At 64.9% G+C, this 13,807-nt stretch carries 12 protein-coding genes and 1 tRNA gene; 1 reads left to right on the forward strand and 12 read right to left on the reverse strand.

All coding sequences use genetic code 11. The features are described 5' to 3' along the window. Nucleotides 1–132 precede the first annotated feature (132 nt). From AC56QQ_RS02510 to AC56QQ_RS02560, 11 genes are all read right to left on the reverse strand, one after another. Nucleotides 133–1,335: a DUF1501 domain-containing protein gene (locus tag AC56QQ_RS02510; RefSeq protein WP_497125432.1), complete on the reverse strand. Its 1,203-nt coding sequence runs from the start codon at nt 1,333–1,335 to the stop codon at nt 133–135. Further along, nucleotides 1,332–2,693, reverse strand: coding sequence for a DUF1800 domain-containing protein (locus AC56QQ_RS02515; RefSeq protein WP_497125433.1), 1,362 nt, complete (start codon nt 2,691–2,693; stop codon nt 1,332–1,334). Before AC56QQ_RS02515 ends, AC56QQ_RS02510 begins: the two co-directional genes overlap by 4 nt. Before the next feature lie 510 nt (nt 2,694–3,203). Further along, nucleotides 3,204–3,288: transfer RNA gene (locus tag AC56QQ_RS02520), tRNA-Leu, on the reverse strand. A gap of 75 nt (nt 3,289–3,363) precedes the next feature. Continuing rightward, on the reverse strand, nt 3,364–3,984 hold the full coding sequence (locus tag AC56QQ_RS02525; protein ID WP_497125434.1) for a 2,3-bisphosphoglycerate-dependent phosphoglycerate mutase: 621 nt from the start codon (nt 3,982–3,984) through the stop codon (nt 3,364–3,366). Nucleotides 3,985–4,025: 41 nt separating this feature from the next. Next, nucleotides 4,026–4,862 carry a 4-hydroxy-tetrahydrodipicolinate reductase gene (dapB, locus tag AC56QQ_RS02530; RefSeq protein ID WP_497125435.1) on the reverse strand — a complete coding sequence of 279 codons (837 nt, stop codon included), beginning with the start codon at nt 4,860–4,862 and terminating at the stop codon, nt 4,026–4,028. Beyond that, nucleotides 4,859–6,730, reverse strand: coding sequence for an ABC transporter ATP-binding protein (locus AC56QQ_RS02535; RefSeq protein WP_497125436.1), 1,872 nt, complete (start codon nt 6,728–6,730; stop codon nt 4,859–4,861). Before AC56QQ_RS02535 ends, dapB begins: the two co-directional genes overlap by 4 nt. Nucleotides 6,731–6,808: 78 nt before the next feature. Further along, nucleotides 6,809–7,855 carry a glucokinase gene (locus AC56QQ_RS02540; protein ID WP_497125437.1) on the reverse strand — a complete coding sequence of 349 codons (1,047 nt, stop codon included), beginning with the start codon at nt 7,853–7,855 and terminating at the stop codon, nt 6,809–6,811. A gap of 380 nt (nt 7,856–8,235) precedes the next feature. After that, nucleotides 8,236–9,330, reverse strand: coding sequence for a penicillin-insensitive murein endopeptidase (gene mepA / locus AC56QQ_RS02545; protein ID WP_497125438.1), 1,095 nt, complete (start codon nt 9,328–9,330; stop codon nt 8,236–8,238). Between the two features lie 71 nt (nt 9,331–9,401). Further along, a complete protein-coding gene (locus AC56QQ_RS02550; protein ID WP_497125439.1) occupies nt 9,402–10,301 on the reverse strand; it encodes an NAD(P)-dependent oxidoreductase in 900 nt (299 codons plus the stop codon). Then, a complete protein-coding gene (queG, locus tag AC56QQ_RS02555) occupies nt 10,298–11,458 on the reverse strand; it encodes a tRNA epoxyqueuosine(34) reductase QueG (RefSeq protein ID WP_497125440.1) in 1,161 nt (386 codons plus the stop codon). The genes AC56QQ_RS02550 and queG overlap by 4 nt, the downstream gene beginning before the upstream one ends. Next, nucleotides 11,439–12,131 (reverse strand): glutathione S-transferase family protein, encoded by a 693-nt coding sequence (locus tag AC56QQ_RS02560; protein WP_256754214.1) that lies wholly within the window; start codon nt 12,129–12,131, stop codon nt 11,439–11,441. Before AC56QQ_RS02560 ends, queG begins: the two co-directional genes overlap by 20 nt. 160 nt (nt 12,132–12,291) lie before the next feature. Between AC56QQ_RS02560 and AC56QQ_RS02565 the strand changes: the two genes are divergently transcribed. Beyond that, a complete protein-coding gene (locus AC56QQ_RS02565) occupies nt 12,292–13,098 on the forward strand; it encodes an undecaprenyl-diphosphate phosphatase (protein WP_497125441.1) in 807 nt (268 codons plus the stop codon). A 247-nt stretch (nt 13,099–13,345) separates the two neighbouring features. Here AC56QQ_RS02565 and AC56QQ_RS02570 read toward each other — a convergent pair whose 3' ends face one another. Further along, nucleotides 13,346–13,723 (reverse strand): YraN family protein, encoded by a 378-nt coding sequence (locus AC56QQ_RS02570; RefSeq protein WP_489863568.1) that lies wholly within the window; start codon nt 13,721–13,723, stop codon nt 13,346–13,348. Nucleotides 13,724–13,807: the final 84 nt, after the last annotated feature.

A 13,807-nucleotide genomic window follows, 5' to 3' on the forward strand; every position in this document is an offset into this window, starting at 1 on the left:
TGGCCAGGAGGGCCGGTCGGTGGCAACAAAAAAGCCCGAACGAGCCGGGCTTTTGGGCGATCCCCGATGGAGTCGACAATGAGACCGGCTGGCTTGTCGCGGAACACCCGGTACACACGGGCGATGAGCGCGCTACGCGATCAGTCCGTTCAAAGGCCTGACGGCGATGCTGGACGGGAACACACGCTGCGACAGGGTGAACTCCGAAATACCGAGATGGTCGCGCAAAAGGCCCTTCAGCACCGCCCGAAGATCGGTCGTCGGCATAAGGTCTCGGCCTTGATGTAGTTGGGAGTCTCCGAGTCCCGGCCAGTCCGCCACAATCCGTCCGCCCTTGACGGCGCCACCCATCAGGAAGGCCGTCGTGGCGGTACCATGGTCGGTCCCCTCATTGCCGTTGATCCGCGCCGTACGACCGAACTCGGTGATGGCGACGATCACGGTATCGTGCCAGACGGACTTCAGGCCGCTGGCCAACCCCTCCAAAGCGTCATCCAAGGCCGCCAACAGCCTTGCCAGCTTTCCGTGTCCGGCGCCCTCGTTCGCGTGCGTGTCCCAGCCGTCAAAGCTGAGTGCGGCAATTCGCGGCCCAGACTCGGCCGCGAGCAGTTTCGCCGCGCCCTCCGCCGCCTCGCGGAAGGAAGGCCCTGCCGTCTTTGTGCGCGGCACGGGAACGTCGCCATGACCTGACAGACTGTCGATTTCGCGGCCTTCGACGAAGGCACGCAACAGCGCCGGATCGGTTTCGCCATAAAGCTCCATAAGACGACTTTGCGTGTCCGGAGAGGCTGACTGGAAATTTGGCGGCGTCCACGTCAATGTGGGCGCGGCACCACGGAAAATCAGCGGAACAGTGGGACTGATGGCCAGCCCGACCGGACGGGCGACCTCTATTCGGTCGCCAACCGGAAGTTCCAGTACCGCACGATTGAGCCAGCCGGATGCTGTGTCTCTTGGCCCAGGCATGCCGCTTTCCAGGACATCCTGGCCGTCGAAATGGGAACGATCCCTGTAGGGGGTGGCCGCGGCATGGACGATCAGGGCGTCGCCGGCCGCGTAGTGTGCGTGCAACGTCCGCATCGCATCATGCAAGCCGAAAAACCCATCCAGCGACAGGACACGCCCGATGCCGGCCACGCCAATTGCAAGCTCGCCCCGCAAGCGCGCATAATTCGGGTCCCCGATGGGTGGCACAATAGCCAGACCGTCCAAAGCTCCGCGCAGGACAACGACTACCATTCGTGGATCGCGCGGCGCAGCGTAGACCGTGCGTGGCATTCTCGACCAGGCAACGAAACTGCCGCTTGGGACACGTGTTGGCGGCATCGCCGTCATCTCCGCTGGAACTCCGGACTCATGAGCAACAAAGCCAGTGCCTGCGATCTGGTTGGGGCACGGGCAATATGCTCCCGCGTACGTGTGGAACAACGCTTGCCCAATACCGCATCGGTGACAGCCAGCGGGTCCAGGTCAATACGGACCCGCGCCGCCAGCTCTTCGGCGAAATCGAGACGATCGGTCATCGCATTGCCAGCCAGCCAGCTATCGGCGTGATCGGGAAAACCATTGGGGGCGTGTGGATTCCACAATGGCTGACCCAGGGCGCTCAACACGCGTGCGACCTGCGCGACATCGATGCCGAGACCCAGAGCCCTGAGAGCCGACCACAGGAATTCACATGGGCTCTTGATCTTCACCACCGGCCCCCACGCCTTGTCGTGGAGAAGCAGCGTTCGAACACACGCTTTGAGATCCCCGCCACTCTCCAGGAACACTGCCGTGATCTCTTCGGCAATGTCGGGCGCGGGGTGATCGTCAACGAAGTGACGGACGAGCTTCCAAGCGATCCGCCTTGCTGTTGCTTCATGGGCCGCGAGAGTGGACAGAACCGCTTCGCCCTGATCCACGCCGGTTTGCGGATAGTCGACATCCATGACCCGCTGGCCGCCAGGCTCATGTGCGTCCGCGACGAACCAAAAGCATCCATAGTCATCGGCAAGGTCATCGTCCCCGCTTGCGCCCCTGTAGCTCCAGCCGGTCAACACTTTTGACAGCGCGGTAACATCTGCTTGCGAATAGCCAGCCTCGACCCCTACCGTGTGCAATTCGAGCAGCTCGCGCGCGTGGTTTTCATTGCACCCGCGTCCGGACTGGCGCCCGATCACCGAATTCGGTCCGACCGAAATCGCGCTGTTGAAATAGGAAAGCATTGCCGGGTGCCGGGTTACGGCGACAAGCATGTCTTCGAATCGCCCAAGTACGAAAGGCCGAATGGCTTCCCGCTCGAATGCCGCGGCGGTGCGCCGGACAGTGCCATTGGCACCGGTCTCGACCACGAAATGGTTCGTCCAGAATGTCACGAGCCGCTCGACGAGCCCTGTCCTGACGATCAGGGCGCGGTCTATCCGGGCCTGCACTTCCGCTTCGAACACCCGGCGATCGACCGGCACGAAGAAGGAAAGGCGTCGGATCGCCGCCGAAAGGTACCCACGCGGAAGCCGATCCTGGCGATGTCGCTCCGTGATGATCTCGGCCGCGGACAGGAGATCCCCACCATTCAGGAGGGCAATGCCAGGTTCATCCAGCTCATCCAGAAGGACACTACGCGGATCGTCACCCAATAGAGACAGGTCACCCGATCGCGGCCCGAGACCGAAGCGATGAAAACCAATCGAGGCGGATGCGAAAGCCAACCTTTTGCACTCCGGATACGGAGGTAATATTGAATGGAGGTGATATTGAATGTATTTTGCAATATACGTTGCAAATCAGCAGAAAAAAGTAGCCCGTAGAGGTACTCAATTGTGCAATAGAGGTACCTGGCGGTAGGTTGATCCAGGCAGATTTGTCCTTTTGGTTTGCCTCCACCAACAGCATCCGCTTGGCTGGATCGCCGCTTAGGCGGCTGCCGGGCAGTCAAAGTCGACCACCCGGGCACATGAAATCGCCGCCATCACTTATCTTCCGGGCAGTGTCGTCCCTTTCAAAGTCGCGCTTTTGTGCGCCGGAAAGGGGCATTGTTGGTATCCCTCGCGGCGTGCCACCGCGAATGCGGCCGCAATACCAACGGAGATACAAACAAATGCGGCGGGTACCAACGCACGGCTGCGGACGCCACAGAGCACAGGCAACAAAAAAGCCCGGGGAAACCCGGGCTTTCTGTTGGTCGTCTGAACTGCTTCGGACTGTCCGAAACGGGAATTTGGTGCCCAGAAGAGGACTCGAACCTCCACTCCTTGCGGAACACGGACCTGAACCGTGCGCGTCTACCAATTCCGCCATCTGGGCTGGTGCGGGCTCATGTAAGCGGGCAAGCGATGTGTGTCAACGCGCTTTTTTCAAAGCGGTTTGCCGCTTGCCGGCTCAGCTCTCCAGCACTTCCTTGGAAGCCACGGTGGAATCGGCGTTGAGCGTGTAGATGATCGGCACGCCGGTGCCGAGCTCCAGCTTGACGATCTCCTCGCCCGACTTGCCGTCGAGCGCCATGATCAGCGCGCGCAGCGAGTTGCCGTGCGCGGCGACCAGCACCGTGCCGCCGCGCAGCACGTGTGGCTGCAAATCGTGCAGATAGTAGGGCCAGACGCGGGCGCCGGTGTCCTTCAGGCTCTCGCCGCCGGGTGGCGACACGTCATAGGAGCGGCGCCAGACATGCACCTGCTCCTCGCCCCACTTCTTGCGGGCATCGTCCTTGTTGAGGCCGGAAAGGTCGCCATAGTCGCGCTCGTTCAGCGCCTGGTCGCGGATGGTCTTCAGGTCGCTCTGGCCGACCGCGTCGAGAATGTGCAGGCAGGTTTTCTGCGCCCGGATCAGCGCCGAGGTGAAGGCGATGTCGAATTTCAGGCCGCGCGCCTTGAGCTTCTGGCCGGCGGCCTTGGCCTCGGCGTGGCCCAGCTCGGTCAGGTCGACGTCGCGCCAGCCGGTGAACAGGTTCTTCAGGTTCCATTCGCTCTGGCCGTGGCGCACGAGCACGAGGGTTCTCGACATGTTTGCTCCCTTCAGGTTGGCAAATTTGGCAGATTGGCCGCTCAGCTGAGGCCGAGCACGTCCCGCATCGAATACAGTCCCGGTTTGCGGCCACGCGCCCAAAGCGCCGCCTTGACTGCGCCGCGAGCGAAGATGGCGCGGTCCTCGGCATGGTGGGCCAGCGTGATGCGCTCGCCGGTGCCGGCCAGGATCACGCTGTGATCGCCGACCACCGAGCCGCCGCGCAGCGTGGCAAAGCCGATCGAGCCCACTTTTCGCACGCCGGTGTGGCCGTCACGGACACGCACGTCATTGCCGGCAAGCGCGATGCCGCGTCCGGCGGCGGCGGCCTCGCCGAGCAGCAGCGCCGTGCCCGACGGCGCGTCGACCTTGTGCTTGTGGTGCATTTCGAGGATCTCGATATCGAAATCGTCGGCGTCGAGCGCGCTCGCCGCCTGTTCGACCAGCACCGCCAACAGATTGACGCCGAGGCTCATATTGCCCGACTTGACGATCGTCGCGTGGCGCGCCGCCGCCTCGATCCTCGCATTGTCTTCGGCCGAGCAGCCGGTCGTGCCGATGACATGGACGATGCGCGCCTGCGCCGCGTAGCCGGCGAACTCGACTGATGAGGCCGGCGTGGTGAAATCGAGCACGCCGTCGGCCCCGGCGAAGACCGGCAGCGGATCGGCGCTGATCGGCACGCCGATGCGGCCGATGCCGGCCAGTTCGCCGGCATCCTTGCCCAGATGGGGCGAATCCGCACGCTCGACCGCGCCGATGACCCGCGCGCCGCGAATGGTATGGATGGCGCGGATCAGCGTCTGGCCCATGCGGCCGGCCGCGCCGACCACCACGAGGCCCATATCGGTTGCTGGCGTAGCGGGCGTGTCGCTCATGTCGTGCTCCCGGCGATGCTCTGCGTCTCGATGTCTTGTGATGGGATTGGCGACGAAGTCTGGATCGGCGCGGCGTCGTCGACAAGCCCCAGGCCCTTGATGCCCTGCACCCTGTGGAAGCGCGCATAGACGCTGTGCGGATCGGCCATCAGCGAGGCATGGGTGCCTTCCTCGACCAGCCGCCCCTGTTCCATGACGACGATGTGGTCGGCATTGACCACCGTCGACAGCCGGTGCGCGATGACGATGGTGGTGCGCCCTTCCATGACCGTCGTCAGCGCCTGCTGGACGCGCGCCTCGGCCTCGTTGTCGAGCGCCGATGTCGCCTCGTCGAGCAGCAGGATCGGCGCCTGCCGCACGATGGCGCGGGCGATCGACACGCGCTGGCGCTGGCCGCCCGACAGCGTCACGCCGTTCTCGCCGACCGGCGTGTCATAGCCCTGCGGCTGCTGGCGGATGAAATCGTCGGCCGCCGCCTGCCGCGCGGCCTGTTCGATCTCGGCGTCGGTGGCGCTCAGCCGGCCGTAGCGGATGTTGTCGCGGATGCTGCCTTCGAACAAATAGGGCTGCTGCGAGACATAGGCGATCGAGTTGCGCAGCGACTGCTTGGTGACCTTCGAGATGTCCTGGCCGTCGATCTCGATCGTACCGGCCTCGACGTCGTGGAAACGCTGCAGCAGCGCCACCAGCGTCGTCTTGCCGGCGCCCGAGGCGCCGACGATGGCGGTCACCTTGCCGGCGGCGGCGACAAAAGTTAGGTCCTGCAGCACCGGCGCCTCCTCGACATAGCGGAAGGACACGTTGTTGAAGCGCACTTCGCCGGAGGTGAATTTCGCCTCGGCGGCTCCCGCCACATCACCTTGCTGCGGCTCCAGGTCGAGAAGCTCGTAGATCATGCGCGCATTGACCAGCGCGCGCTCCATGCCGACCTGCATGCGCGCCAGCCGGCGGGCCGGATCATAGGCGAGCGTCAGCGCCGTGATGAAGGAAAAGACCGCGCCCGGCGGCTGGCCAAGAACGGTGGCCCGGTAGCCCGAATAGGCGATGACGCTGGCGAAGGCGACACCGGCCAGCATCTCGGAAATCGGCGTCAGCCGTTCCGAGACGCGGGCGATCTTGTTCGACCGCTGTTCCGCGTCGTTGGCAAGCTTGCCAATGCGGCGCGCCAGTTCGTCCTCCATGGTGAAGGCCTTGACGATGGCAATGCCTTGCGTCGCCTCCTGCATGGCGCCGATCAGCCGCGAATTGATCTGCACCGATTCGCGGGTGATGCGCCGCACCCGGCGCATCAGGTAGGTGACGGTGTAGATTAGCGGCGGCCCGATCAGCAGCGAGCTCAGGGACAGCACCGGATCCTGATAGATCATGACGCCGACCAGACCGACCAGCGAGACGGCGTCGCGCGCGATCGACGTCACCGTCATCGACAGGAGGTCGCGAATGCCGTTGACGTTCTCGTTGATCTGCGCCGCCAGCCGCCCGGAACGGGTGTCGTTGAAGAAGCTGACGCCGAGCTTCATCAGATGGTTGAAGATGCGCTGCTGGTATCGCGCGACCAGATTGTTGCCGATCCTGGCCATCGTCACCGCCTGGCCGTAGCCGGCAAGCCCACGCAGGATGAAAGCTCCCAGAAGTGCGGCGCAGATCCATGGGATCAGATCGCCGCGCCGTTCATAGAAGATCTGATTGACGACCGGACTCATGATCCAGGCGGAGAGGGCCGTTGTCGCGGACACGGTCAGCAGGCAGAGGATCGTGAAAATATACGCCCCTCGATAGTCGCGGCCGTTCTCCTCGAGGATGCGGCGGATGACCGCCACGATCTCGCCCGCACGGGGTTTCGACAGGTTGGGGGGTGGAAGTGTCAAATCGGAGCGCTTCGTAGGTTTCCGCTTCCCGCGGCCGGGCAATTCGGCACCCCTCTTAACGCCAAGGAGCCGGCTTGCCTATGCCTTGGGCTGACTAACTTCGTCGCGCCAGCGCCGGCCCGCCGTCTGGACGCCGAACAGCGAGGGGTTGCGGGCATAGGCGGCAAGGCCCAGGAGCGCCGCCAGCGGATGGGTTATCACGTAGACGGGCATGGTGCGCATCAGCGCGCTGTGCGGCGCCTTGTCTTCGAAGGCGGCGCGGAAATTGCCGGCTTTCAGCGCCGGCACGATCTTCTGCGCGATGCCTCCGGTGAGGAAGACGCCGCCGCGGCTCATGAACACCAGAGCGAGGTCGCCGGCGGTGCGCCCGAGGCAGGTGACGAAGGTCTCCAGCGCTTCTTGCGCGACGGGATCGGTCTTGGCCAGCGCTGCTGCGGTGATCTCGGCCGGCGTGGTGAAGGGCGACGGCTTGCCGTCCGCCTTGGCCACCGCCCGGTAGACGTTGACGAGGCCGCGTCCGCACAGGATCTGCTCGCCCGAAATGCGGCCCTCGAGCTTCTCGATATGCGGGAACACCTCGAAATCGCGCGGCGTGCGCGGGCCGATGTCCATATGGCCGCCTTCGCCGGGCACCGGTATCCAGTGACGCAGCGCATAGACCAGCCCGGCGACGCCGAGGCCGGTTCCGGGACCGAGCACCACGCGCCCGGCATTGGGTTCCGGCGCTCCGCCGCCGATCTTTTCCATGTGCTCCTCGCCGAGCGCGACGACGGCCAGCGCCTGTGCCTCGAAATCGTTGAGCACGACGATGTCGCTCAATCCCAGGCTGGCGAACATCTGCCCGGGCTTGACGATCCAAGGGCAGTTGGTGAGCTCGATCTCGTCGCCATCCACCGGGCCGGCCACCGCCAGCACCGCTGAATTGGGGCGAACGGACGAGCGGTCGAGCACCGCCGCCTGGATCGCCTCATCTATGGTGTTGTAGTTGGCGGTCTGGACGATGGTCGGCTCACCGGCCTCGGAATTGGCGTCGAGCACGATCGAGAAGCGCGCATTGGTGCCGCCAATGTCGCCGATCAGGATCGGAAACCGCAGCAAAGTATCGTCATCGCCTGTGCCTGGCATGCTCTCGTCCGTCCCCGGCGCCCCCTGACGGCGTGTCGCCGTTCTCCCGTTGACTAGCGCATGAGTTTGAAAAGGGAAAGCTGCTTCGGCGGCAGTTCGTTTCAGGTTTCGAATTGGTCCTCCATCTTTCCGAGCGCCGGTGCCGCCCCTCACCTGCCTGCCGGCATCCTCTCCCCGTATAGTGACGGGGAGAGGGGCGCTCTCAACACCGGACTCGCTAATCATCGGGGTTGCAAGAAGGGCGCCGAGGTTTCGGCCAGCCCCCTTCTCCCCGTCACTATACGGGGAGAAGTGCCCGGCAGGGCGATGAGGGGCAGCGCTGACATCAGCGACCAACTCGTCTCCAGCCCAAGTTGGAAGCTGGAGCGACTTGCCTGACGTCAGTTGCCAGGCGGCCGTGGCCGCGGCACCGGGACGCCAACCTCGGGTGTCGCGGTGAAGGCGTTCATCGAGGCCGGCAAGCCGGCCGTGCCACTGGCCGTGGTTGCGGGCACGGACGGCGCCTCAGGCTCGGGCGCGGCGACCGCGACCGGGACGGCGCCGCCGTGATAGGTAGCGGCCTCGACCGAGGCCGGCCCCGGCGCGTCGAGCACGGCGCGGCATTCCCCGGGCAGGTTCGCCATCGTCATGAGGTCGCGGGCTTTCGGCGCATCGGGGTTCTTGTTGGGACGCCAGGGCTGTTCGGTGAACCACCAGGCCAACGGCTTGCCGCAGCCATCATCGCCCGGTGTCGCCTCCTGCGCCTTGCAGTTTGGCGAGCCCGGCTGGCAGCCGATGCGCATGTGGAAATGATAGTCGTGGCCCCAGAACGGCCGGATCTTGCGCAGCCAGGAGCGATTCCCCTTGACGGTGTCGCAGAGCTTTTTCTTGATGCCGGGATTGACCAGGATGCGCTCGACCTCGGGGTAGCTCGCCGCCCGCTTCAGAAGGTTTGTGTGCTGTGGCGTCCACAGCGCGTCCTTCACCAGATGCGTCTTCTCGTCGACCATCAAGGTGGCGCTCATGCTTTCGCGTTGCGCCATCGACAGCGGGCGACTGGGCATCGGCGTCAGCCAGATGTCGGCGTCGAGCCCGATCTGGTGCGACGCGTGGCCGGTCATCATCGGACCGCCGCGCGGCTGCGAAATGTCGCCGATCAGCAGTCCCGGCCAACCGTCGGCGGCGGCGTCGCGCGACAGTTTCTCGATCAGCGCGATCATCGCCGGATGGCCCCAGCGGCGGTTGCGCGACGGCCGCATCACCTCCCAGGTCGGACCGTCCATGGGAATGGCGACGCCGCCGGCAAAACAGCCCTTGGAGTAGAAGCCGATCGACTGTGCCGATGTCGCCGCCGGCAGTTTCTTGGCGCCGAACAGGTCCTTCGCCCGTTCCTCGGCCGCTGCCGGCCACGCGGCGAGCCCGGCCAGGACGGCCAGGCCAAACGCAGCGGCCAGGATTGTCCTGCTGCCCAACGGCGACCGAACCGATGACATCATGCGACCTTTCCCTCCGCGAACCGCTGAACGGCAACCCGAATCATATCACGCCGCGCCGCCGGCTACGATCGCTAGCGCTTCATCGGGCTGCGCGGCTCGCCGTCGCGCCAGTCGCCGCTTGCCCACATATGGTCGAGAGCCGAGCGGTAATCCGGAAAGCGAAAGCGATAGCCCGCCGCCTTGATCGCCGCGTTGGCGACCCGCTTGTTCTCACCATAGAAGGATCGCGCCATGGGCGAAAGTTGGGCGGCGTCGAAGGGAATTTCGGGTGGCGGTGTGACACCCATCAGCGACGCGGCATAGGCGACGACATCCTGCGGCGGTGCCGGCAAGTCGTCGGTGACGTTGAAGATGCCGCCGGCATTGCCCCCGATGAGCTGCCAGAGCGAGCCGGCAATGTCGTCGCAATGGATGCGGTTGAACACCTGGTCGGGCTTGACCAGCCGTCTTGCGGTGCCGTTCTCCAGATTGACCAACGCGTTGCGGCCCGGTCCGTAGATGCCGGAAAGGCGCAGGATCGCCACCGGCCGGCCGATGCCCCGGCCGAGTTTCAGCCAGTCCTGCTCGGCCTCAACCCGCATCACCGAGCGCTTCGACACCGGCCGGCATTGCGCCGTTTCATCGACCCATGCGCCGTCATAATTGCCATAGACGCCGACGGTCGAGAGATAGCCGATCCATTCCAGCGCCGGCATCTGGCTGATTGCCGGACGGGCGGCGTTCAGCACCGGATCGCCGGCCTCTTCCGGGGCGACCGAAATCACCAGATGCGTCGTTTGCTTCAGCGCCTCGCCGATTTCGTCCGTCAGCGCGCCATCGAACTGCAGCGGCGCGATGCCGGCCTGGCGCAGCGCCTCGAATTTCTCCGGCGAGCGTGTCGTGCCGAGGATCGTGGCGGCATCCTTGTTGGCGCGGGCAAAGGCCTTGCCGGAATAGCCGGCGCCAAAGATGAGGATCTGGCGTTCGCTCATGCATGTGTCCCGGTTGGATTTGGCCGCGCCAGGCGCCATTCATCGCGCACGGCCCCGTCGCCCTCGGTTTTCAGGCCGGTCGCGGCCCGTTCGTAATATTCAGCATCGGGCACCAGCCGCGCCAGCGCCCATATTGCCGCGCCCCGCACCAGCGGCGAGGCGTCGTCCAGCAAGACACGCACGGTGCCGGCAAGCGAGGCGTCGCCGGAATTGCCGGCGGCGATCAGCACGTTGCGGATAAAACGATCGCGGCCGATGCGTTTTATCGGCGACCCGGAGAACAAGGCGCGGAAGGCCGCATCGTCCAGTTGCAACAGCTGGGCAAGCGACGGCTCGCGCAAATCGTCGCGCGCGGCGAGCTTGGCCTCGGAAGCCGTCTTGGCGAACTTGTTCCACGGGCAGGCGGCGAGGCAGTCGTCGCAGCCATAGATACGGTTGCCGATCTTCTCGCGAAATTCATGCGGGATCGGCCCCTTGTTCTCGATGGTGAGATAGGAGATGCAGCGCCGCGCATCGAGCCGGTAGGGTGCCGGGAAAGCATCAGTCGGGCAGGCGTCGAGGCAAGCGCGGCAAGAGCCGCAATGGTCGATCTCCGCCCGGTCGGGCACGAGTTCGGCCGTGGTGAAGATGGTGCCGAGGAACAGCCAGGAGCCATGTTCGCGGCTGACCAGATTGGTGTGCTTGCCCTGCCAGCCAAGCCCGGCGGCCTCGGCCAGCGGCTTTTCCATGACCGGCGCGGTGTCGACGAACACCTTCACGTCGCCGCCGGCGCGCGCCACGATCTTGCCGGCGATTTCCTTCAGCCGGCCCTTCATCACGTCATGGTAGTCTCGGTTCTGCGCATAGACCGAGATGGCGCCACGGTCGCGCTTGGCCAGCACTTCGCGCGGATCATGGTCGGGGCCGTAATTCATCGCCAGCACGATGATCGAGCGCACCTGCGGCCAGAGTGCGGTCGGTTCGCCGCGGCGCGCAATCGTCTCGGCGATCCAGTCCATCGAGCCGTGAAAGCCGTCGGCAACGAATTCGGCGAGGCGGGCCGGCGCCAGCGGGATTGCATCGGGAGTGGTGACTGCGACGGCATCGAAGCCGGCGCGATGCGCCTCCGCGTCGATCAGCGCGCGCAGTTTCGACGCGTCAGAAGTCGAGGTCCGCATAATGTGACACCGGCGACAGGCCGCGCACCCGATCGGTCAAAAGCGGCCGGAAGGAGGGCCGCGACTTCACCCGCGTGTACCATTCGCGCGCAGCAGGGTGCTCGCGCCAGTCGATCTCGCCGAGATAGTCGAGCACCGACAACGTCGCCGCCGCCGCGAGGTCGGCGTAGGTGACCCTGCTGCCGGCCAGCCAATGGCGGGTGCCGGCCAGCCAGTTGGTGTATTTCATATGTTGGCGGATGTTGGCGCGCGCCGCACGGATCGCGCCCGAATCGGGCGAGCCGCCGCCCGCGGTTTCCGGCATGATCGGCTTCAGCACGCGTTCGCGCACCAGATGCCGGGTGACTTCGCTTTCGGCCTTGTTGAGATACCAGTCGATGAGCCGGCGGATTTCGGCGCGCTGCATCGGGTCCTCGGCGAACAGCCGCTTGTCGCGCTTCAAGACGCCGCGCGTTTCATCGAGGTATTCGGCGATCACCGTCGCGCCGACGATCGGCACATCGCCCTCGGCCAGCAGGATCGGCAGCGTGCCGGCCGGGTTCAGCGCCAGGAACTCCTTGCGCCGGGTCCATGGCTTTTCCTCGATCAAAGCCAGCTCCTCGCCATACTCGCCGAAAGCGAGGCGGACGAAGCGGCAGGTGGCGAACATGGGATGATGGAAAAGCGTCAGCATGGTTCCGCGATGATAAAGCGCACTGGCGAATCGCCGGGCGCACCGGTAAGTCTTGGCCGCCCGGTTAGCGGGCCGTCATGGTGTTGCGACCTATAGGGGGACTTGCAGGCCATGACAAGCAAACCGTTCTGTCAGCCGTCACGCCAATGCCGAGGTAGCCATGGAAAGCCAGACCATCGTCGAAGCCTTGCTCCTCGGCCTGCTGGAGGGGCTGACCGAGTTCATACCGGTTTCGTCGACCGGCCATATCCTGCTCGCCGGCCATTTCCTCGGCTTCCATTCGACCGGCAAGGCCTTCGAGATCCTGATCCAGCTCGGCGCCATCCTGGCCATCCTGAGCGTCTATTTCCGCCGCCTGTGGCAGATGCTGCTCGACCTGCCGCATGACCGGCTGACCCGGCATTTCGTCATCGGCATCCTGGTCGCCTTCCTGCCGGCGGCCATCATCGGCGCGCTGGCGCATGATTTCATCAAGACGGTACTGTTCGAATCGCCACGGCTGATCTGCATCATGCTGATCATCGGCGGCGTCGTCCTGCTGGCGGTTGACCGCATGAACCTCAAACCGGTCTACCGCGACGTCGAACGCTTCCCGACCCGGCTTTACCTGCAGATCGGGCTTTTCCAGTGCCTGTCGCTGATCCCCGGCACGTCGCGCTCGGGATCGACCATCGTCGGCGCGCTGCTTCTGGGCGTCGACAAGCGGGCGGCGGCCGAGTTTTCCTTCTTCCTCGCTATCCCGACAATGGTCGGCGCCTTCGCCTTCGACCTGTTCAAGAACCGTAACGTGCTGAGCAGCGCCGACCTGCCGATCATCGCCATCGGCTTCGTCGCCGCCTTCGTCACGGCACTGGTCGTCGTCCGCTACCTGCTCGATTACGTCTCGCGCAACGGCTACGCGCTGTTCGGCTGGTGGCGGCTGGTGGTGGGGATCGTCGGGCTGGTGGCGCTGATGGTTTGGGGCTGAGCTCGGGGCATCGCTTCGCACATGGGGCGTCAGTGCCGCCCCTCACCTGCCTGCCGGCATCCTCTCCCCGTATAGTGACGGGGAGAGGGGTCTCTCCTCAACGATTTCGCCAATCGCCAACGTTGCAGGGATAAGCGCAAAGGTTGCAGCAGCTCCCTTCTCCCCGTCACTATACGGGGAGAAGTGCCCGGCAGGGCGATGAGGGGCGGCGCCGACTTCGGCGAATGAGTCGCCTCCAACAACAGGTCTAATTCCTTCCATAAAACGCATTCTCGACATGCACCGGCCAGCGCCAGGGCAGCACCGCGACCATGTCGAAACGCATCGACAGCTTGCCATAGTCGGGCTGGCGCGACAGCCAGATGTCGGCCGCCGCCTCGATGCGGCGTTCCGATTCATGGCCGATCGCCTCCATGGCTTCGATCAGCGTACGGCGTGCCTTGACCTCGACGAACAGCACCAGATCGCCGCGCCGCGCGATCAGATCGATCTCGCCGAAGCGGGTGCGATGGCGGCGTGCCAGGATCCGGTAGCCTTTCAGCATCAGCGCCGCCGCGGCCAGCCACTCGCCGCGATGGCCGCGCCGATAGGCTTTCTGGCGGCTGGCACTTGGGCGCTCAGCCACCGTCGCCTTCTCCGGAATTTTGTCTGACCATGATCTCTGGACAAACGGAACCGTTTGTCGGGGAAAACCGGTTTCCACTTTTCG

It is taken from the genome of Mesorhizobium sp. RCAM 05099 (assembly GCF_059683685.1).

What these genes read in the sequence shown, in the direction of transcription:
- AC56QQ_RS02510 (WP_497125432.1), bottom strand. Translation starts at nt 1,335, where the DNA reads ATGACGGCGATGCCGCCAACACGTGTCCCAAGCGGCAGTTTCGTTGCC.
- AC56QQ_RS02525 (WP_497125434.1), bottom strand. Translation starts at nt 3,984, where the DNA reads ATGTCGAGAACCCTCGTGCTCGTGCGCCACGGCCAGAGCGAATGGAAC.
- dapB (WP_497125435.1), bottom strand. Translation starts at nt 4,862, where the DNA reads ATGAGCGACACGCCCGCTACGCCAGCAACCGATATGGGCCTCGTGGTG.
- AC56QQ_RS02540 (WP_497125437.1), bottom strand. Translation starts at nt 7,855, where the DNA reads ATGCCAGGCACAGGCGATGACGATACTTTGCTGCGGTTTCCGATCCTG.
- mepA (WP_497125438.1), bottom strand. Translation starts at nt 9,330, where the DNA reads ATGATGTCATCGGTTCGGTCGCCGTTGGGCAGCAGGACAATCCTGGCC.
- AC56QQ_RS02550 (WP_497125439.1), bottom strand. Translation starts at nt 10,301, where the DNA reads ATGAGCGAACGCCAGATCCTCATCTTTGGCGCCGGCTATTCCGGCAAG.
- queG (WP_497125440.1), bottom strand. Translation starts at nt 11,458, where the DNA reads ATGCGGACCTCGACTTCTGACGCGTCGAAACTGCGCGCGCTGATCGAC.
- AC56QQ_RS02560 (WP_256754214.1), bottom strand. Translation starts at nt 12,131, where the DNA reads ATGCTGACGCTTTTCCATCATCCCATGTTCGCCACCTGCCGCTTCGTC.
- AC56QQ_RS02565 (WP_497125441.1), top strand. Translation starts at nt 12,292, where the DNA reads ATGGAAAGCCAGACCATCGTCGAAGCCTTGCTCCTCGGCCTGCTGGAG.